This window comes from Pedobacter sp. GSP4, assembly GCF_051857575.1.
Lineage (GTDB): Bacteria > Bacteroidota > Bacteroidia > Sphingobacteriales > Sphingobacteriaceae > Pedobacter.
This window is the reverse complement of the sequence record NZ_JBPZIR010000003.1, coordinates 221,075-242,581: the sequence shown is the minus strand read 5'-3', so window position 1 is coordinate 242,581 and position 21,507 is coordinate 221,075. Positions and strand designations below refer to the sequence as shown.

Genomic DNA, 21,507 nt, shown 5'->3' with positions numbered 1-21,507 from the left:
GAGAAAATTGATTAAAAGCTGATAAAATTATCTTCTGCTCGGGGCTACTCAGATATAAGCTTATCGAAAGATAAGCTTTTTTAGTTTTAAGGCATTCTCATCTTCAAGCGTTCATTGAACGATATTTAAAAATTAATTGACGTTAAAGTTCAGCAATACCTGTCTGGGTGAAGCTAGTCAATCAGATAATACGTTCCCTAAGCTTTAAACATGAGTTCGGATCTCGTAGGGAGCACCTCTTTTGCAGGTATTGCATAATTTTTCTTATTTTTGCAGCAGAATCAAAATCATCCACTCCATGTAAGATTAATTTCTTTTAAGCAAATAAGTAACAAGCAGGGCACCCTGTCCTGTATTTATTTACCATTTAAAAAGAAATTATGATGATGCTACAAGGGATAAATTACGTACATCCCAATAGAGATTTATTGTTTACCGATTTAAATCTTACCATAAATACAAACGATAAAATTGCACTGATTGGCAATAACGGAGCTGGTAAATCTACCCTGTTAAAAATTCTGGCAGGTGTGCTACAGCCAAGTACCGGAGTGGTCAAAACATCAGCTACACCATACTACGTTCCACAGCTTTTCGGACAGTTTAACGGATATACCATTGCCCAGGCATTGGGCATCGAAGATAAATTGAAAGCTTTAGCTGAAATTTTGCAGGGAGAAGTTGGCGACCAAAATCTGGAAATACTTAATGATGACTGGACGATTGAAGACCGTTGCAGAGAAGCATTGCAGCATTGGCGGCTTGATGGATTGGATTTAAACCAACAAATGGAAACCTTAAGTGGTGGACAAAAAACCAGTGTTTTCTTAGCGGGAATTACTATGCATAAACCCAATGTGGTTTTGTTGGATGAACCTACCAATCATTTAGATGCAGCGGGCCGGAAGATGCTCTACGATTATATTAAAAGCACGAAAAACACTTTAGTGGTAGTTAGTCACGATCGCACCTTACTGAACCTGATTGATAAAGTTTGCGAACTGAGCCCAAGGGGAATAACGGTTTATGGGGGCAACTACGACTTTTATACCGCACAAAAAAGGATTGAGAATGCTGCCTTTGATCAGGATCTGAAACACAAGGAAAAATCGCTCCGCAAAGCCAAAGAAGTTGAGCGCGAATCGTTAGCGCGGCAACAGAAGCTCGATGCCCGGGGCAAGAAGAAACAGGAAAAAGCTGGCTTGCCCACTATCGTAATGAATACCTTTAAAAACAACGCCGAAAAAAGTACTTCGCGGGTGAAAGGCGTTCACGCTGAGAAAATAGAGCATCTTGCAACAGCTTTGAGCCAACTGCGTGCTGCTGTACCTGATATGGATAAAATGAAGATCGGCTTTGAGCAAACGGCACTGCATAAAGGAAAGGCCATAGTTACAGCAAAAGAAATTAACTTTGGTTATGGCAACAAACTGCTTTGGAAGGAGCCACTAAGCTTTCAGCTGTTTAGTGGAGAGAGGCTTGCGCTTAAAGGAGCCAACGGATCGGGTAAAACGACACTGATTAAGCTTATTTTAGGTAAGCTGCAACCACAGTTGGGGACAATTAGCAAGGCCTCCATAAAATCCATATACATTGATCAGGATTATACCTTAATTGATGATGGATTAACGGTTTACGAACAGGCACAGCATTATAATACCGGCGTTTTGCAGGAGCATGATGTAAAAATCCGCCTAAACCGTTTTTTATTTACCCAAGCTTATTGGAACAAGCCCTGTAGCGCATTGAGTGGCGGAGAAAAAATGCGCTTAATGCTCTGTTCGCTTACCATTGCCAGCCAAGCACCCGATATGATTATTCTTGATGAGCCCACAAACAACCTTGATATCCAAAACGTAGAAATTTTAACTACGGCGATAAATGAATATGAAGGAACGCTATTGGTGATTTCGCACGACAATTATTTTTTGGAACAGATAAACGTAACGGCCACAATAGAACTATCCTAATTCTTTTTTATTGAACTGAAATATATTGCCACTATCTTCGCTCACAATTAAATCATAAACGGCGTAATAATGCAAACCCTGTTACAACTGCAAAATGGCGAACTGAAAGGAACAGTAGAATTAAAACTATCTGAAAACCTTACCGATTTTCCACTTGAAATATTTGAACTGGCCGATACACTCGAGGTATTGGATCTTTCTTTCAATAAATTATCAGCTTTGCCGGCAGATTTTGGGCGTTTAAGCAAATTGAGGATTTTCTTTTGTTCTGAAAACCATTTTAAAACAATGCCTGCTGTACTGTCCGATTGTCCGCTTTTGGATATTGTAGGTTTCAAATCCAATCAGATAGATACCATACCGGCCATGGCGCTTAACCGCAACCTCCGCTGGTTGATTTTAACCAATAACAATATTGGCGAGCTGCCCGAAGAAATCGGATTATGTAAACGCCTGGAGAAACTGATGCTATCGGGAAACCGTTTGGCTACATTGCCAGGGAAACTTAGCCAATGTGAAAATTTAGCCTTATTGCGCATTGCGGCAAATAAACTGCATGAGTTGCCCAGCTGGATTGCTACAATGCCAAAACTGGCGTGGATTGCCTTTTCGGGGAATAACTTTAGCAAAACCCCGGCGGTAGAAAAACTTTCGGCAATTAATTGGCACGATTTAGAGATTAGCCATGTACTGGGCGAAGGTGCCTCGGGCATTATATCTAAAGCAAACCGAACCATTAGCGATGAGATACAAGAAGTGGCCGTTAAGATTTTTAAGGGTGATGTAACCAGTGACGGTTTACCGGAAGATGAAATGATGGCTTATATCGCCGCAGGTTTCCATCCCGGCTTGGTTAACCTGATTGGGCAGATTGCACTGCATCCTGAAGATAAAAAGGGCTTGGTAATGGAACTTATTCCACATCATTTTTATAACCTGGGTTTGCCACCCAGCCTGGCCAGCTGTACCAGGGATGTTTTTCCAAAAGATAGGCGGTTAACAGTGCAGCAAGTGCTGGGTATTGCCAAAACTATTGCCTCTTTGGCCGCACAATTGCATGAGGCCGGTATTATGCACGGCGACTTGTACGCGCACAACACCCTTATTGATGATGAAGGCAGTACGTTGTTTGGCGATTTTGGGGCCGCAAGCTTTTACAACCAGTTAGATAGCCAATTGGGTGCTGCCCTGCAGCGGATCGAGGTACGTGCTTATGGTTACCTTTTGGATGATTTGCTAACACTACATGCTCAACCCATTGCCGGAACAGCTTTGGAAACCATATCGGCACTTAGGACAGCCTGTTTGTTGCCAGATAATCAGAAACGCCCAGGTTTTAAGGATCTGGTTGCTGCATTGGCTAAAATTTAAATGAGAAGCTGTATCATAACTTTGGCATCCCGTTAGGACAACAAATTTATGATACAGTATAAAAGCGGTTAGTAGCTACCAAAATTAACCATCCACTGGATGCCGAATTTATCTTTAAAGCTGCCAAAATAATCGCCCCAGAACATATCTTCCATTGGCATTTCAATGGTCCCGCCTGCCGAAAGGCTGTTAAATAGGCGGTCGGCATCCTCACGGCTTTCGGCAGCAAGGTGGATATACATATTATTGCCCTCTTTAAGTACATGGCCTGCAGATGGAACACAATCAGACGCCATTAAAATGGTATGTTCATTAATTGGTAAGGCCACGTGCATTACCCTGTTTCTTTCTTCTTCGGTTAATTTTTCTGACTCGGGAGCATCGCCCATTTTGGAAAAGAAACTGAATTCACCTCCAAATACAGATTTGTAAAAATTAAAAGCTTCTTCGGCCTTGCCATCGAAGTTTAAATAAGGGTGCATGGTTGCCATAATTTTTCTCGTTTTGTTTAAACTAAGTTAGCACTACCTAAACTCGTATAAAGGGTGTGGTTGAGACAAATTAGCGGGCAGGTTTGACATCACAATATGGTTAATGAGTGCCTTACAGATTTTAATGGTGAGTGAAAATTAAAAAGGTTTTATTCATTTTACGAGATGTTTTGGTATAATTTGCTGTTTTTCAGATGAATAAAACTGAACGGGATTTTTTCGCGAATGTTTCTAATCTTTGTATGAGGGTATTAAACAAAATCATTTGAATTAATTCTCAATCGTCCCGATCATTTTAAATTTTTGGAAGAAACACGTTTCCAAGGACGTGTTTCTTTCTTAAATAAAAAAGCCTTTCGAAGTGAAAGGCTTAATGTTTCAATCTAAATCGTCCCGTTGATTTAATTTTAACTGTATAAAGATAGTTATCAACATGTTAAGATCAAATTAAAAGGTAAAAATACCCCTTTGTTGTATTAATTTTCACTACACTGGTAAATTAGGTTTACTGACTAAGTTTAATGTTAATATCTTATTGCGGTAACCCTAGTGGCATATTTTATGCACTTCTACCGTCGATACTCCATTTATAGGTTGGTATAGTGGACAGCAATAAACCCGATGCACTTACTACAAAAACAGAATAATTAAAGGGTGCCCTGTAGTTGGCAAACAGGAGCATGGCAAGTGCAAAAGCCAGCGTAAGAAAGAAAGTGCCTATGGCCGCCAGTTTTATTTTATAACCTATAATTAACAATATGGCAAATACAAATTCGGCAAGGGTAGCAAAAATGCCCATAATGTTTGCTGCCGGCCTATTTAAAAACGGCATAAGGGAATGGGTATAATCTATAAATATTGGCCAACTGCCCCAGCCTACGGTTGGCGAACCCGGGGCACCCAACCAGCCCAGGCGGTCCATAACCGGCAGGATAAAGCCAATGCCTAAGGCCAGCCGGAGAAAGAGTTGCGCAAAATGCGGTGTATTTTTCATTGCATTCGAAATTTATTATAAACGCAATGTAGTGCCTCGATATCAAAATTTTCTTAATCTAGATTAAGAAATGAATGAAGATCAGGATGACTTGCTCAGCAACAAAATCCGTTTTAGCGGAACGATAAGGAATGTTTTAGCTTAATCATTGCTCATCAGGACGTTTAAAAACACTCCACTTCCCAAAACCTTTTCCAGTTTTTGCCAGCTTCGAGTTTAATAATACCTTCCTTATGCGCTAACACCTGATCGTGGTTTACGCCATCTGCCACACCACACCAGGGTTCTAAACATATAAAGGGGGCATCAGGCGCAGCCCATATGCCAAAGAAAGGGAAGTCTTCGAAGTGGAAATGTAAGCCAAAATCATTCTTGGTATTTAATAAACTGATACAATTGCTCTGTAGTGTTTTAAAAACCAGGGCATCGTTATAAAACAGATCGTGCCTAAGGTTCAGTTTGTGCCCGCTGATTTCGATGTTTTCTGTTTCATCAGCTACCAACCCATCATCCAGTTTCCAATAGGTTAACTTTTCATCGGCATTAAAAGCCAGATAATAATCTCCGTAAACCGTATTTGGAGTATTCGGAACTGCGAATGCTGGGTGTGCCCCTATCGAAAACAGCAATTCGTCATTTCCTGTATTTATTACTTCGTACGTTAGGCTCAGTTTCCGGTCTATTAACCTGTACCTGAGTTTAAGTTCGAAATGAAAGGGATAAACTTTTAAGGAATCAGTATTTTGTGTCAAAGTAAAAACAGCCTCTGTTTGGGTTGTTTTTTCAATATCGAAAACATGATCGCGTGCAAAGCCATGCCTCGGCAGTTCATAGTTTTTGCCCTTATAATTAAAACTATTGTTTTTTAGCGAACCAACTATAGGGAAAAGAACCGGGCTGTGTTTTCCCCAATACTTGGGTTCGGCACTCCATAAATATTCAATCTGGGTTTCTTTGTTGTATAAACCTTGAAGTTCAGCCCCTTTGGCCACCAGGCTCACTTTTATATAATCGTTCTCGAGAGTTATCATTTCAAGTTAAAAGTAACAATTATGCTGTGCTTTGGAAATATCTTTTTATTAATTTCTGCTTGCCATGCTTTTCAATATCAATGCATAGCCCAATCTGAGTTATGCGTGCTCTTCCCAGATGCAGGCAATATTGATTATGGTTTGTACCGCTTTTTCCATATCCTGAACACTTACCCATTCCTGCTTGCTGTGAAAGGCATGTTCGCCGGCAAAAATATTCGGGCAGGGTAATCCCATGTACGATAGGCGTGATCCATCTGTGCCGCCACGGATACTTTGTTGTTTGGCCACTACTCCGGCCCTTTCTATTGCTTCAATACCATATTGAACAATGTTGGGGTGCTTATCCAATACTTGTTTCATGTTGCGGTATTGTGCCTTTATTTCGAGCTTGTACGTAGATTTGGGGTATTTTTTCATCACGTTTTTTACGGTTTCTTCCAAAAACTGTCCGTGCTGCACTAAGAGTTCATCTGTAAAATCCCTGATAATAAATTGGGCTTCTGCTTCTTCAACCTGGCCGCTTATGCTAACCGGATGGATAAAGCCTTCTTTTTGATGCGTAGCTTCTGGGGTAAGCGTATCTTTTGGTAGTGTATCTAAAATTTCGGCCAGAATTTTTATCGCACTTTCCATTTTTCCCTTTGCAAAACCAGGATGCGTACTTACGCCATAAATACTAAGGCTGGCACCATCGGCCGAAAAAGTTTCATCTTCAATTGAGCCTAGGGTTTCGCCATCAATGGTATAACCGAAATCGGCTCCCAACTTTTCTAAATCAACTTTATCTACACCCCGTCCTATTTCTTCATCCGGCGTAAAAAGCACCTTAATAGTTCCGTGTTTTACCGCTGGGTTTTTCATCAGGAAAGCTGCTGCTTCCATAATTTCGGCCAGTCCGGCCTTGTTATCTGCACCAAGTAAAGTTGTACCGCTTGCGGTGATGATATCATTCCCAATTTGGGATTTTAAGTCTTTGTGATCAGACAGTTTTATCACTATTTTGTGGTCGTCGGTCAGAATGAGGTCCTGCCCTTGATATTTGTCATGAATAATCGGCTTAACATTTTCTCCGCTGCAATCGGGCGAAGTATCCATATGTGAACAGAAAAAGATAACAGGTAATTTTTTGTCAGTTGTAGAAGGAATAGTGCCATAAACATAGCCATTATCATCCATTTCAGCATCATTAACGCCAATTTCCAGTAATTCTTTAACCAATTCTTTACCTAGGTTTTTTTGTTTTTCGGTAGATGGGCAGGTTGGCGAAGTGGGGTCAGACTGGGTATCTATCTTGGCATATTTTATAAATCGCTGTTCTAAAGATCTGTTAATGTTGGTGTAGTTGCTCATAATTCAAAGGTAAAAGTTATAGATATTCAATAAACATATTATTTTTGTAAAAAAACAATATGATTTTTAACCCGTTGAAAGTTATTTACGTCACCGTTCTGCTTGTTTTTATAGGGAGCTTTTCTTTTGCCCAATCCAATTATTTCAAATTTTCTTACGGTTTAGGTGCAGGTATTAACCGGTCTTTCACCGATGTTTATGAAGGTAACTTTGGTTATACCACCTATGGCGTGTTAGATTTTCATATCACCCCCTTTGTAACGCTTGGCTTAGAGGCACAGTATGGCATGGTTCAGGGCGGCGATATCGAAACCGATCTGCACAACCGCCAGTTTATCAATAAATATACTTCCGTATCGGCCAATCTAAAATTAATGCTTGGTGAAGTGGTTAATTACGATAAAAGTGAGTTTTTATATAATATCAGGGGCTTGTACCTGGGTTTAGGCCTTGGTGTAATCAATAATAACATAACGGATGTGGTGCGGTATAAACCAAGCTGGGCAGCATATGATCCCGGTTACGGGCCTTTTCCAGGCGAGGATAAAAGCCTAAACTTATTGGTGCCTATCAATTTCGGTTTCAATTATTATATCGAAGATGGTTATGGTTACACCCGGTACGTAATCAATATCAATGCGCAGAGTAACTTTACCTTTGGCGAGGGTTTGGACGGTTATAATGATCCAAGCAGTAAGTTTAAAAATTACTCTCCCGATGTTTATAACTCGTACACCATTGGTTTTAGGTATTTCTTCGGTAAAATTAAATCTTATCGCAAAACGCTTTAACAGGTCACAATTCATTTTTATAAGCGTATATTAAAACGTATTTAATCTATAATTGATACCGATGAAAAATTGCTTTGTGTTTTGTTTTTTATTGCTTACGATAAAGGCAGCAGCACAAAAAACACCCTTCGAGTTAAGCGGTAAAACCGAAACTACAACCTACACAGCGGCAATAGCCTATTACGAACAGCTGGCCAAAACCTATCCTAAAGCTAAACTGCTGCATTACGGAAGTACCGATTTTGGTAAACCGCTGCACGTACTGGTTTTATCGGATGATCAGGTTTTTGATCCTGCTGCGGTACGGAAAAACAACAAGAGGGTACTGTTGATCAATAACGGGATCCACCCTGGCGAGCCCGAGGGCATAGATGCTTCTATGCTGCTTGCCCGCGATTTGTTGAAGGCAGATCAACTCCCCAAAAATGTAGTGATCTGTATCATTCCGCTTTATAATATTGATGGCAGTTTTAACCGATCAGGAACATCAAGGGCCAACCAGAACGGCCCGGTTGCCTATGGTTTTAGGGGCAATAGCAAAAACCTCGACCTGAACAGGGATTTTATCAAAACAGATTCAAAGAACTCGGCGGCATTCCAATTGATTTTTAATACATGGAAACCCGAAATCTTCGTGGATACGCATACCAGCAATGGCGCAGATTATCAATACGTAATGACCCTCATTCCTACCCAAAAGGATAAGTTAAACAGTATTTTATCGGGTTATTTAACCAAAACCTTGGTGCCAGATTTATACGCTGGAATGGAAAAACAAGGCTATCCGATGATTCCTTATGTAAATTCGATAGGCGAAACTCCCGAAACTGGCATTACCGGATTTATCGAATCGCCACGTTACTCTACAGGTTATGCGGCATTGCATAATGTAATTGGTTTTATGCCCGAAACGCACATGCTTAAATCCTACGATTTAAGGGTAGATGCTACCTATAAACTGCTGCAAAACTATGTTAAAATAGTAGCACGTGATGCAAAGCTAATTGGAGAGAATAAACAAAAAGCAGATGCCTTTGTGGCCGCTCAAACCGAATTCCCGCTGGATTGGAAATTGAATAAAACAGAAGTAAACGATTTAACTTTTAAAGGTTTTGAAGCCGGCCAAAAGCCGAGTGCAGTAAGCGGTGCGGATAGGTTATATTATGATCGTACTAAACCTTACACCAAAACAATTAAAGAATGGAACAAGTTTGAACCGGCAGTTTCTGTGCAGAAACCTATTGCCTACATTATTCCTAAAGCATGGGATAAAGTAATCAATCTGCTCAAATTGAATGGGGTTTACGTGAAGGAATTGAAAACCGACAGTAAAATTGCGGTTGACAGTTACTATATAGGTGATTTTAAGACAGGAACAAGGCCCTACGAAGGGCATTATCTGCATTCGGGTGCAAAACTAAATGTGGTGAAACAGAATTTACAGTACTATGCGGGCGATTTTGTTGTTTTTGTAAACCAAACGGCCAACAGGTATATTGTAGAAACCCTTGAACCGCAAGCAACTGATTCTTATTTTAACTGGAATTTTTTCGACTCTATTCTGGATATGAAAGAACATTATTCGGCCTATGTTTTTGAAGATACAGCTGCCGAGCTGCTTAAAAACAATCCAGAGCTGAAAAATAAACTGGAAGCCAAAAAGGCTTCGGATGCAGAATTTGCAAAGAATGGGGCCGCACAGCTTGATTTTGTGTATAAAAATTCTGATTATTACGAAAAAACACACAATAGATATCCGGTAGCTCGTTTGGTTACAGATGTTAAATTAGATTTTAAATAGCCAAATGGAATACTTCAATATTGCACCAGTTGCTTCGCTCATTTTTGTTTTTACAATTATTACAAGTCTTTATGCCTTCTACGACCATTCGATATATGGGAAGTTTATGCTGCATCCCTTTAGTGTGGCTCGGGGACATAAGGTTTTTACTTTAATAACCAGTGGTTTGGTACATGCAGATTGGATGCACCTGTTTTTTAACATGTTTACCTTTTACGCCTTTGCTTTTACCTTGGAGAGGTTAATGGGCAGTTGGCAATTTGGACTGCTCTATTTTCTTGGTCTGGTTCTGAGTGATCTGCAAACGGTTTTTAAACATAAAGAACATTTTAATTACAATAGCCTTGGTGCATCAGGCGCAATTAGTGCGGTACTTTTTAGCTATATTTTATTTAATCCAATGTCTAAAATTTACATCATGTTTATCCCAATCGGAATTCCTGCTGTAGTTTTTGGGGTTTTATACTTGATTTATTGTGCTTATGCCTCACGTAACTCAAGAGATCACATTAACCACGATGCTCACTTTTTTGGTGCCTTAACCGGATTGATTTTTACCATTATTTTTGTTCCGGGCATATTACAGAACTTTTTTGGACTGTTAACGGGCGCGAGGTAAGGATGGAAGAGATAGGAATGGGAGAGGTAAGATGGAATTGCTGAAAAGTTTTAACCACCAAGATCATTGAGTTTTACACAGAGTGCTCTGAGCTTTCTCTTTGTGCCCTTTGTGGTAAAAAATACCCATTTTGTCATCCTGAATGCAATGAAGGATCTCTATTGACAAATTTTGGCGTGGTATTTTATTGAATGAGATTCTTCACTTCGTTCAGAATGACAGTTTGCTTAGCTAGCTCTGTGTTTTTCTTTGAGCCCTTTGCGGTAAAAAATGAAAGTTACCTACCCTGCATTCGGTAAACAAGGCTCTTCAAAAAAGCTCATCGGCTGCTCGGGGTTTTTAATAATCTCGAATACCACATATCCCCAAGGTTTCCAAAAGTTTTCTAACACCTGGGCATACACTTTATGCTGCCAAACATCAAACAAAGGCTTGCTCATGTTGCCCCGTAATGGCATAGCTTCGATATATGTAGTGCCTTCAACCGGCATAAACGTATATTCGGGCAAGCGGTTAAAAAGATAGGCAGAATAATAAAAGCGTGCTGTAAGTTCTTCAAACTGCTCGGCTGTTAAAGCTTTTCCGTTAACGTGGTTAACAATATCCTGGTGGTAACGTTTGTTGGTGCCATTATCCTGCAGGCAAGCAATAATGCCAAAATCTTTCATTTTCAGAGAAAATGTGAGCGTATTAATTTCATCGCGGAAGCTGAAAGGGGTTTCGCCGTTCTCCAGTTTTACCACTGTGATAGACCATGGTGTAAAATCTTCGAACACCAAACTGGTATATAAATTCTGCATCATGAAATTCAGGTTGGCAAATTTCATCATTAAAGATTGCGACATGTTTAAGCCATCGGCGGTCATCTCTTTACGCAGAGCCGCATGCATTTCAATGTACACAAAGCCATATAAAAATTTCCCGATCCAGTTAAATAGATCCAGTTCGGGCAGCGCAGAAACGGCCTCGTAACCTTTTGCAAAAGCTGCTTCTATCTTATTCTCTAGCGGAGTTAGAAACTGCTCATTTACTTCGCTGTTTACCGGAATTACCAAAGTATTGTACGAGCGGATGCTCTCATCCAAAAACTGTATCTGCTCTTCGCCACTTAAACCAGCCTGGACCAATAGCCATTTCGGAATTAAGGGCACCTGAATTACAGGCGAGTTAAAAGTTTTACCACTTAAAAAGCAGACTTTATATAAAAAATCGAAGTTTTGGAAAGGATTGTATAAACCGGTATTCATTGTTGCAATATTAGCCATTATATTTTTAGGGCTATGTACCGATATTTTATTTTAACGTTCCGATTACCATAAGCTATAGAAGTTAACCTTATTTCAGTTTTTTTGCGAGGTCTAACTTTAATTCTTTAATCCCCTTTACCACCAAACCGGCTATCTGCTTGGCGCCTTCTGGGCTTAGGTGCGTATTGTCTTTTTTGCCCGTAGGATAGTTTACGTTTCCGGAGTCGACATGGTTAAATAATTTAATAGAGGGTTCTTCGCCCAAACGGGTAAGCAAGCTCTCTGTTTTAACCAGCATATCGATAAGTGGAACGTTTAAAGAATCGGCCACCTGGCGTGTAATGCGTGGGTAATCGCCGTGAGAATCGATTAAAACCCCGTTTTTAAAGCTCCTCCTCGAAATTGGGGTAAGCAATACCGGAAAAGCTTTTTTACTTCTGGTTTCTTTTACATAGTTAACCAGGTTGAGTTTAAAGTCGGCCAATGAAACACCGACAGTAGGTTTATCAATCTTTTCGTCGTTATGCCCAAATTCGATAAAAACATAATCGCCTGGGTTTAGTTGGGCCAATATGGGGTCCCAGCGTTTTTCGGCCCTGAACGATTTTGTACTTCGGCCGTTCAGTGCCCGGTTATCAACGGTAACATCTGTTTTGAAAAAATCCTGCAAGGCCATGCCCCAGCCTGTTTCTGGATAGGTTTTTGGATCTTTATTGGCTGCGGTAGAATCGCCTATGATGTATAAGGTGGTTTTCTTTGGCGCTTGGATAAACGATAACGATACTGCTATGGCCGCAAGGGTAAGTGCTTTATAAAACTGAATTTTCATCTCAAATGTTAACTAATTAGCCAGAGGGTTCCAGTGGTCGGCCCCTCCCAATATATTTTTTAGGGTATAATTTTTTGCTTCCTTAGCATTAAGCTGCTTTGTCCACGCCAGGCGTGTTTTTGGCGAAGCCCCTGTACCGGTATTTTTATACTCTGCGTAAAAAACTGTTTTCTCTTTATCCGGAAACATTAAATCGCCTTTCCAGGGGTTCCAGCCAACCGGTAGGATGTGTTTACCCAAATCGCAATACAGAAACACGGTTTTGGCGAAAGGCCGCCATGGCCGGCCAAGATAAGCTTTAGTAACGGTTGAATCGGCAATGAGTTTACAATGAATAAAAATGAATCCGAATGGCTTTTGCGCAGCAGTTGAGGCTGCGGTAATGTAAGAATCGGTTAGGCTTTTAATGGTACAGTCCTGAAAAACCACGGTAGCCTTGCCAAAAATAAAATCGGTTGTGCCTTCAATGTAGCAATTTTGGTAGTATTGGCGGCTATTTTCGATGGCGGCGTATAAAGTGTCCTGATTGCCTAAGAACCTGCAGTTTTTGGCCACAAAGCGATCGCCTTCTACATGTAGTGCCACCGCTTGACCAACCCGCCCTGCAGCATTGATGATGGTTAAATTTTCGAGGGTAATATCATTGCCCTGTACCAGCACTGAATAAGAGGTATAGGTGCTGAATTTTGCATTGCCAAAGGCATCTTTACCTGCGGGATAGTCTTTCCCAGAATAGTCATCGTTGGTGATGATGGTATTTTCGGCACTTTCGCCAATAATAGCAATTTTGATTTTCCAGGAGGGAATAATCAGCTTTTCTTTGTAGATGCCATTTTTGACATAAATTTTAACTTCCTGTTCGCCTAAATCGCGCACTGAGTTTACTGCTTCCTGTATGGTTTTGTACTGGCCGCTGCCATCGGCCGCAACCGTAATGGTGGCTGGGTATTTAGGATCTTGAGCATGGGCTTTTGGCTGTGCGCTCAGGTAAAGTAGCAGGATAAGGCTTAATCGGACTAAGGTTGGTTTCATTAATTGATCGGTGTAATAACTATCGTATAAATTTCAATAAAAAAGGGCAGATAATTTATCTGCCCATTAAAATGAGTTAATTAGTTTCTCCACCTTGGGTCGCCAATTCCGTTTGTTTTCAAATCTTGCTGGCTGATGGTAAAGTTACCGGTTGCAACAGCTGTAAAACCTGGATTAAGGGTTGTACTGGTTCCGGTATCATATTTGGCACCAGCGGTTACACTACCCGAAATAAAGGTTGGTGCAGCAAAATAGTTATTGGCCGTAAAATTGGCTGCCACAATATTGGTTGAAGCCTGATTGGTTAAAATACCGCCTGAGTTGGCCACAATATTTTTTGTAAAATAAATCTCGTGTTTGGCCAGGCGAACATAAAACAGCCTGTTGGCTGCGCCATTGGTAATCCCGTTCAGCGTGTTGGTAGCAACCGTGATAACCGATGTTATGGTAGGGAAATTGGTCGAACCTGTTGGGTCCATTCTAAAAAAGTCCCTTGCCACAGCAGATGCATACACCGTATTGTTTGTGAAGTTTAATGTTTTGGTTAAACCGGATCTAAAATCGATAAAGTCTCCTCCATTACATTCTATACTGCTGATTACATTTCCTTTAAATGTTACCGATTCAATAAGTGTTTTTAAGTTTACATAGAAAAGCCCTTTGGTATAGTTTTTCACTACTGAGTTTTCGAGTAGGAAACTGCCATAAGCATTGTCCGATGCCTCATCATAAATAAAGGTTTGGTTTCCGTTTAACGATCCCGTGCCATCCAATACCACATCTTTAATGGTTAAACCTGCATTGCCTTTAATTCTAAGGATCATACCGTTAATAACCGGCCTTTCAGTTGGTTTGGTTCCCCTTATGGTAATTGATTTTGAGGCAATAACATCTGCATTAACGGTATATGTTCCGGGAGCAAGGCCGAAAACAGTTCCGGCAGCAGCATTTGTAATCAGTGTTGCCAGATTATCAGAAGGACTTACCAATGTTGCTCCTGTAAAATTATATAGCGTGGTAAAAGTTGCGGTTCCCCTAACTTTTGCGCCGGCAAGCAATTTGGCCGTGTATTCAGTTTCTCCGGTTAAGCCGGTTATGGTTGCTTCTCCTGCGGCGATTTCTGCTGCGGTAACAGCATGAGTTATATTTCCTGGGGTTAAGGTAATTGAGGTCGCCGTTTCGCCAGGTGTCCAGTTTAATACCACAGCAGTAGCTGTTATTTTGGTTTGGTTTACCGTTTGAAAAATCTGTTCTGTATCTGTTTTTGCAGATGTGCTAACCCATTTAGAATCGGCTATTCCCTGTGCAACACCCTTTACCCTAATGGCATATTGCGTATCGCCTATTAATCCGGTTACGGTATAAGGCAACTGTGCAGCAGTAATGCTGGTAATCGATTTTACGGGCGTACCGGTAAAATCGGCATTATCATACACCTCTATGGTATAAGAGGTAGCGTTGGGCACGGCATTCCAGGTTAATTTAACGCCGGTTTTATTTACTATGGTTGCGGTTAAACCCGGGCTCGAAAAAACCCGATCTACCTCTAGTTTGGTAATTTCTTCTAGATTATCTTTTTTACACGCCGATAAACAAACTGTTGCCATCAGCAAAAAGGTATATGCGTATTTATTAATCTTTTTCATAACCTCGGGTTTATAAGTTTAAGGGCTTATTGTTTAACATTCCGTTAGATGAATCTAAGAACACCTGCCATATCGGCCAGTATTGCTGCAGATTTGGATCTTTGGTATAAAGGGCGTTCCAGTACGAAACAGCTTCTCCAGCTGTAACCATTGTCCAGGCTTTGTTCGACGTATAGCCTAAAGCAAGGCCCTGCGCATCGGTATCGCCGAATTTTAAACCATAAATTTCTACGGTTTCGCCATTGGCCGCTGTTCTGTAATAAATTTTAGCAGGTAAGGCTGCGTATTTACCCTGCCTGTTTTCCAGTTGCTGTAATTTGGTTTTGGCTTCGGCCAGTTTTGTGCCCAGTAAATTCCAACGGATCAGATCACTTTTTCTAAGCATTTCTCCGGTAAATTCTAATGCCCTTTCATTTACAATAGCATCGAAAAATGCGGTTTTGGATGCTGTAGCCGTTGCCATAAAAGCTGTAACCTTTGCAGGTGCTGTAGGGAAAGCCCTATCGCGGATCATTTTTAAATATGGGGCAGCCGCTGCCGGACCATCGATATCGTTAACAGCTTCAGCTGCCATTAAAACCACATCGGCATAACGCATATACATCCAGTTTAGTCCATCATCGTTGGTAGAGGTTACCCTTCTTTTCATCCACTCGTAACGGTATTTGCCAAAATATAAACGGCCAAGTGCCGATGGTACCTGCGCGGCACCTTTTGTTCCATCGCCACCATCCCATTCGTAAGGTACAACTGTTACATCTCTGCGTACATCTTCATTTTCGTATTCGTACAGCATAATCGGGTTTGGCCCATCTGTTCCGCCTTTGTTCTGACCGGTGTACTGGTCGGTTTTGACGTGCCTTACGCCTAAATCAAAAATTACACGGCCACGGCCATCACTAAATGGAATTTCCCACATCGATTCTAAGCCTGCTGTACCGGCTTCTTCATTCAGTTTTCTGAAAACTTCTTCAAATCCAAGCAATCTTAATTTACCGCTTGCAATAATTTCCAGGCATTCTTTTTTTGCAATGGCATACATTTTATCGTGCGATAATTCAGGATCGGAACTTAATTTTACGGTTCCATCCAAACGCTGTGCGTAACCGCCTGCTGCCAGTGCCAAACGGGCCCTCAAACCTTTTGCAAAAGCTTTGCTAACACGTTCTACTTTAGCGGTTGTGGTGTTATCGCCAGGCCAAGGCAGGTAACCAGCAGCTTCATTTAAATCGGCCAACAGTTGTTTATAAATTACATCTCTGTCGCTTCTTGGCAAATAAGATGTTGCTGTGGTAATGGGCTCAAAACGTGCCGGCACATCGCCCCAGCCTTTTATTAAATCGTTATATAAAACGGCCCTCAAGGTTAAAATTTCGCCAAGGATCTGCGCCATGGCGGGGTTACTTTGAATATTTCCATAAGTTCTGATTCCCCTTATGGCCAGGTTGGCCCTTTCAATGCCTTCGTAAAATTTGGCCCAGGCATTATCTGTGGTGTTCATTTGGCCATTGTTCACGTTACAGTTGTAGTTAGACAGTTTTGCTTTGTCATCATCAACCGATTTTAAGGTGTTGTATACCTCGGTATCGTTGTTAAGTCCGTAGTATACTAAAAAACGGCCCCGGTACGAATTGGTTTCGCCAAATGATTGTAATACACCTGCTACCGAACCCTCAGCTAAACTAGGGGTAGAAAAAATAACAGATTCATCTAACGAAGATTTTGACGGTGCATCTAACGTTTTTTTACAGCTACTTACAAGTGTTATCCCTGTAATGATGAATAGCGCATATATAATTCTTTTCATTTTCTTAAAATTAAATGGTCTTCTAAAAATTAACGTTTAGTCCGAATACGTAAGATTTACTTCTTGGGTAAGCAGAGTAATCAACACCAGGTGTTAGCGGTGTGTTCCGTCTAGTCGAAACCTCTGGATCGAAACCAGTGTAATTGGTCCATAGCCATAAGTTATAAGCAGAAGCATAAAACCTTAATTTTTTCATTTTCAGTTTACGTGATATTTTTTCGGGCAGGGTATAACCGAGCGTTAGTGTAGAAAGCCTTAAAAATGAGCCATCTTCTACCGCCCAATCGCTTAACACAAATGTTTTGGTATACGGCGACCATAATGTTGTGTTGGCATTCATGGCTGTTAATTCGGCCGGATCGTTACTGATTGTTCCATCTGCTCTTAAATTGGTCCAGCGCTGTCCGCTTTCCATCACTGAAATCAGATTTCTCGAAGCGTATTTGCTTGTAGAGGTATACTCGATCTTATTCGCATTGTAAACATCATTGCCATAGCTCCAGTTAAAATAAGCTCCAAGGTCAAAATCGTAAATTCTCGAATTAAGTGAGAAACCGCCTGTGTTTAATGGGTTGGTATTGCCGATAATCGAACGGTCGGATAAATCAATTTTTCCATCGCCAGAAATATCTTCTATTTTCATTGTACCCGGGCGTACCGTACCTACAAACGAAGTTGCATCAACTATACCCGGCTTTAAAGTCCATTTGCCGGTTGTAGCGTTGTAGCCGGTAAAATCTGAAACCTCATATCTGCCAGCGCTTTTATATCCGTAAATGCGGCCAATGGATGCGCCTTCTTCTACCAGGTAATCTACACCGATCTCAGTTGATGCCCATCCAGAAGTACCGTTAATGTTTTTAACCGAACCTAAAGAGAGAACCTTATTGCGGTTAAAGCTGATGTTTGCATTTACCGATAGATCGAAATTCTTTTCTTTTATTGCGTTCCAGTTTACAGAAAACTCCAAACCTTTGTTCTGCGTTTGGCCCAGGTTCCGGTACTGCGCATCGTAGCCTGTTCCCCCAACCGGGAATAAGATCAAGAGATTTTTGGTTTTATTTAAATAGGCATCGATGGTACCGGTAACTTTCGAATTAAATAAGGCGAAATCCAGACCGATGTTGCGGGTTATATTGGTTTCCCATTTTAGATCGGGGTTTGCCATGATTTTAGATGCCGCCCAATAATTGTTAAAACCATTTATCCAGGTGGTGGTAGAGTTTTGGAACGATTGCGTAATCTGCCCAGGAGGGATATTATTGTTACCAGCAGCGCCGTAACTTCCCCTTAATTTTAAATCTGTTAACCAAGATTTTGTGCCATCCATAAAATCTTCCTGCGAGATTCTCCAACCGGCAGAAACTGAAGGGAAATAGCCCCAGTGGTTTACATCAGAAAATTTGGAAGAACCATCTGCCCTAAATGTAGCGCTCAACAGGTATTTGCCTTTATAGTCGTAATTGGCCCGGCCAAAAAACGAAAATAACTTATCATCCGGAGAAAAATTGTTATCAATTATAGAAGCCCTGCCCTGTGTGGTTAATACCCTTGTTTGATCAAAGGCAAATGTTTTTGGAAACCCACGAACTTCGGTAGTTAATATATTTTGTTCTGTTTTGATAAATTCCTGACCCGCCAATACATTAAGATTATGGTTTTTGCCCAGAATTTTACTGAAATTATAGGTTAAGGTATTTGTGTTCCTAAAGCTATTTCTAGTGGTATTCATCGAAATCAAAGCAGGTAGATTTGGATAATCGGCCAGGTTCTTAACATAATAAGTAGTAATACCATAAAAACGGTCCTGATCATTCCTGAGCCCATCATAACCCACTTCAGAGCGTAATTTTAAATTATCGATGATTTCGTAAGTGGCTGCCCCGTTAATGTTATAAGCTTTACGGTGTACATACTGATCGTTATCTGATATGGCCACCAGTGGGTTATAGAGGTTAAATTCATCGTTGGTATCAGTTGATGCGGTTAAGCCCGGTACCGGAAAAGATGGATACAGGATCGCATATTTTAAACGCGAATCGGCCGATGATTTTTCGTTCTGTTCGTTTGCGCCGCCGCCATTGGTTTTGGTATCGGCATAGCGTAAACCAAAATCGAGTGTTAAGCCATCGTATAACTTATGGTTTAATTTAAAGTTAATGTTCTGCCTTTTAAAATCAGACATCTGCATAATCGCTTTATCCGTTACAAAACTGTGGCTCAGGCTGTATTTGGTTTTGTCGCTTCCGCCGGTAATGCTCAGATTCTGGTTAAAAGTTGTTCCAGTGCGGCCAAAAACCAGGTCTTGCCAGTTGTTTTCGGCAACATTATCGTACAGGTCTATGTCCTGATAATTTCCAAAATATTGGGTGTAATCTGTTATAGAGCCATCTAAAAGTGCACGTTCATATTGCCAGTGTACATAATCAGCTGCTGATAATACACCCAGTTTCTTGGCAATTTTTCTGGTGCCCCCAAAAACATTATAGCTGATGTTCGTTTTCCCATCCTTACTGTTTTTAGTAGTTACCAATATTACACCGTTTGCACCTCTAGAACCATAAATTGCGGTTGAAGATGCGTCTTTCAGTACATCTATCGATTCGATATCCTGTGGGGCAATATCGGCAATAGAAGTAACAGGAAACCCATCAACAATATAAAGTGGCGAGTTATCGCCGGTAATCGAGCCACCTCCCCTTACGCGCACATTAATCTGTGCATCCGGTGAGCCTTCCGAAGATGAAATGTTGATCCCCGCTACACGTCCCTGTATCGCTTCTAATGCCGAAGAAACCGGTGCTGCGGCAATTACGTCTGCACCTACAGATGACACAGCGCCGGTTAAGTCTTTTTTGCGCACCGTTCCATAACCTACGTTTACGGTAACCTCTTGGAGGGTATTATTATCTTCTTCCAGGATAACATCTACTTTAGATTGGCTGCCTGCAGGGATGCTACGGGTTTTATAGCCGATATAGGTAAATACCAAAATAGGATCTTTGGCCGGTGCTGTTATTTTGTAAACCCCATTGGCATCGGTACTGGCACCTACTTTGGTGTCCTTTACGGTTACACTTACGCCAACCAGTGGCTGTCCGGTGGTTTTATCCTTTACGGTTCCGCTAAGCTGTCTGCTCTGAGCCAGTGTTGCGGATAATCCAAAAAGAGAGAAGAATGCAAAAAGAAGTAAAACTCTGCTCATAATTATTAATTTATTTGAAACTGATTTGGTTATTTAGAAGGCTGCAATTGTTTGCAGTAGAATATAATTCTAATTTCGGGATGTTATGCTTTGTTTATATTTGGTTACGTTGCTGTAACAATTTTACAAACTAAAAACCGTTTGAAACCGATTTTAACTAAAAAAGTGTGCAAACGTTCCCAAAAACGTTGTATTGACGTTTATTAATATTGGCTAAAAATGCCCAAAAGAGATATTTTTCGTAACTTGTACGCAAGTACACACCATGAGATTTGAAACATCTACCATAAAAGATATTGCTAAAGCATTGGGGCTGTCAACATCAACAGTATCCAGGGCTTTAAGAGACCGTTACGAAATTAGTGAAGAAACGAAAAAACTGGTTCTGGCCTATGCCGAAAAGGTAAATTACCGCGCCAATCCTATTGCCCGGAGCTTAAAAGAACGCCGCAGTTATTCTATCGGTATTATTGTGAGCGAAATTGCCAACAACTTTTTTTCACAGGTAATAAATGGGATCGAATCTATTGCTTATGATAAAGATTACCATGTGATCATCTCGCAGAGCCACGAATCTTACGAGCAGGAGAAACTCAACGTAGAGCACTTAGCCTCCAGATCTATTGATGGTTTGTTGATCGCCCTTTCATCAGAAACACAGGATATTGATTACTTAAGAAGCCTATATGCAAAAGGCCTTCCGATTGTTTTTTTTGACCGGGTGCCCGAGGATTTTGAAACGCATAAAGTAATTGCAAATAATTTTAAAGGTTCTTTTGATGCCACTGAGCATCTTATCCTATCGGGAAAAAGAACCATTGCCCATTTAACAAACTCCGAAAATCTTTCCATTACCAAAGAACGTTTAGAGGGATATAAAGCAGCCCTGGCCAAATATCACATCGAGTTTAAACCCGAACTGGTTAAGTACTGCCAGCACGGTGGAATGCACAGTGCAGAGCTGGAGCAGGCTGTTAAGGCGCTTTTACCCCTAAAACCCGATGGCATTTTTATTTCGAGCGATAGGTTAACAACAGGCTGTATTATGGCTTTAAAGAAAACCAACCCCGAAGTGGCAAATCAAATTGCCATTGCAGGTTTTACCAACTCAAACCTGGTCGAATTGTTTTCGCCTTCCCTAACTTCTGTTAAGCAGCCCGCATTCGAAATGGGACAGGTAGCTACCGAGCTGCTGATCTCGATGATTGAAGCCAAACGGCCCATTACCGAATTTGAAACCAAGGTTTTGGATACCGAGCTGGTAAAGATGGCTAAGCGGTAAGTGCTGGGCCTAGCGCTCAACTCCAAACTAATTATTAC

General features: G+C 40.9%; 16 protein-coding genes. 6 read left to right on the top strand and 10 right to left on the bottom strand.

Features of this window, described 5'->3' with window-relative positions; genetic code table 11:
- Window positions 1–380 precede the first annotated feature (380 nt).
- Window positions 381–1,970, top strand: a complete 1,590-nt coding sequence (gene abc-f, locus ACS5PU_RS08220) for a ribosomal protection-like ABC-F family protein (protein ID WP_439458805.1) — start codon at window positions 381–383, stop codon at window positions 1,968–1,970.
- Window positions 1,971–2,039: 69 nt separating this feature from the next.
- On the top strand, window positions 2,040–3,341 hold the full coding sequence (locus tag ACS5PU_RS08215; RefSeq protein ID WP_439458804.1) for a leucine-rich repeat-containing protein kinase family protein: 1,302 nt from the start codon (window positions 2,040–2,042) through the stop codon (window positions 3,339–3,341).
- Between the two features lie 68 nt (window positions 3,342–3,409).
- On the opposite strand, the gene ACS5PU_RS08210 is transcribed toward ACS5PU_RS08215, so the two are convergent.
- From ACS5PU_RS08210 to pepT, 4 genes are all read right to left on the bottom strand, one after another.
- Window positions 3,410–3,832: a VOC family protein gene (locus tag ACS5PU_RS08210; protein ID WP_439458803.1), complete on the bottom strand. Its 423-nt coding sequence runs from the start codon at window positions 3,830–3,832 to the stop codon at window positions 3,410–3,412.
- A 559-nt stretch (window positions 3,833–4,391) separates the two neighbouring features.
- Window positions 4,392–4,826 carry a DoxX family membrane protein gene (locus tag ACS5PU_RS08205; RefSeq protein WP_439458802.1) on the bottom strand — a complete coding sequence of 145 codons (435 nt, stop codon included), beginning with the start codon at window positions 4,824–4,826 and terminating at the stop codon, window positions 4,392–4,394.
- A 164-nt stretch (window positions 4,827–4,990) separates the two neighbouring features.
- Window positions 4,991–5,857 (bottom strand): aldose 1-epimerase family protein, encoded by an 867-nt coding sequence (locus tag ACS5PU_RS08200; RefSeq protein ID WP_439458801.1) that lies wholly within the window; start codon window positions 5,855–5,857, stop codon window positions 4,991–4,993.
- 99 nt (window positions 5,858–5,956) lie between these two features.
- Window positions 5,957–7,210, bottom strand: coding sequence for a peptidase T (gene pepT, locus ACS5PU_RS08195; protein WP_439458800.1), 1,254 nt, complete (start codon window positions 7,208–7,210; stop codon window positions 5,957–5,959).
- Window positions 7,211–7,269: 59 nt separating this feature from the next.
- On the opposite strand from pepT, the gene ACS5PU_RS08190 reads away from it, so the two are divergent.
- The 3 genes from ACS5PU_RS08190 (at window position 7,270) to ACS5PU_RS08180 (ending at window position 10,421) form a co-directional block, all read left to right on the top strand.
- Complete coding sequence (locus ACS5PU_RS08190) at window positions 7,270–8,001, top strand: hypothetical protein (RefSeq protein ID WP_439458799.1); 732 nt, start codon at window positions 7,270–7,272, stop codon at window positions 7,999–8,001.
- A gap of 61 nt (window positions 8,002–8,062) precedes the next feature.
- The gene (locus ACS5PU_RS08185; RefSeq protein WP_439458798.1) at window positions 8,063–9,802 is read left to right on the top strand and encodes a M14 family metallopeptidase; all 1,740 of its coding nucleotides are present in this window, start codon (window positions 8,063–8,065) and stop codon (window positions 9,800–9,802) included.
- A 4-nt stretch (window positions 9,803–9,806) separates the two neighbouring features.
- A complete protein-coding gene (locus tag ACS5PU_RS08180; protein ID WP_439458797.1) occupies window positions 9,807–10,421 on the top strand; it encodes a rhomboid family intramembrane serine protease in 615 nt (204 codons plus the stop codon).
- Between the two features lie 281 nt (window positions 10,422–10,702).
- Here the strand turns inward: ACS5PU_RS08180 and ACS5PU_RS08175 are convergent, their stop codons facing one another.
- The 6 genes from ACS5PU_RS08175 to ACS5PU_RS08150 all read right to left on the bottom strand — a co-directional run bounded on the left by ACS5PU_RS08175 (window position 10,703) and on the right by ACS5PU_RS08150 (window position 20,187).
- Window positions 10,703–11,686, bottom strand: a complete 984-nt coding sequence (locus tag ACS5PU_RS08175) for a hypothetical protein (protein WP_439458796.1) — start codon at window positions 11,684–11,686, stop codon at window positions 10,703–10,705.
- A 70-nt stretch (window positions 11,687–11,756) separates the two neighbouring features.
- Complete coding sequence (locus ACS5PU_RS08170; RefSeq protein WP_439458795.1) at window positions 11,757–12,497, bottom strand: rhamnogalacturonan acetylesterase; 741 nt, start codon at window positions 12,495–12,497, stop codon at window positions 11,757–11,759.
- 12 nt (window positions 12,498–12,509) lie between these two features.
- Window positions 12,510–13,529, bottom strand: coding sequence for a pectinesterase family protein (locus ACS5PU_RS08165; protein WP_439458794.1), 1,020 nt, complete (start codon window positions 13,527–13,529; stop codon window positions 12,510–12,512).
- Between the two features lie 80 nt (window positions 13,530–13,609).
- Complete coding sequence (locus ACS5PU_RS08160) at window positions 13,610–15,175, bottom strand: DUF4957 domain-containing protein (protein WP_439458793.1); 1,566 nt, start codon at window positions 15,173–15,175, stop codon at window positions 13,610–13,612.
- 10 nt (window positions 15,176–15,185) lie between these two features.
- The gene (locus ACS5PU_RS08155) at window positions 15,186–16,982 is read right to left on the bottom strand and encodes a RagB/SusD family nutrient uptake outer membrane protein (RefSeq protein WP_439458792.1); all 1,797 of its coding nucleotides are present in this window, start codon (window positions 16,980–16,982) and stop codon (window positions 15,186–15,188) included.
- A 22-nt stretch (window positions 16,983–17,004) separates the two neighbouring features.
- Entirely contained in the window at window positions 17,005–20,187 is a 3,183-nt protein-coding gene (locus ACS5PU_RS08150; RefSeq protein WP_439458791.1) for a SusC/RagA family TonB-linked outer membrane protein, read from the bottom strand.
- 265 nt (window positions 20,188–20,452) lie between these two features.
- Here ACS5PU_RS08150 and ACS5PU_RS08145 point away from each other — a divergent pair, with 265 nt between their 5' ends.
- On the top strand, window positions 20,453–21,469 hold the full coding sequence (locus tag ACS5PU_RS08145) for a LacI family DNA-binding transcriptional regulator (protein ID WP_439458790.1): 1,017 nt from the start codon (window positions 20,453–20,455) through the stop codon (window positions 21,467–21,469).
- Window positions 21,470–21,507: the final 38 nt, after the last annotated feature.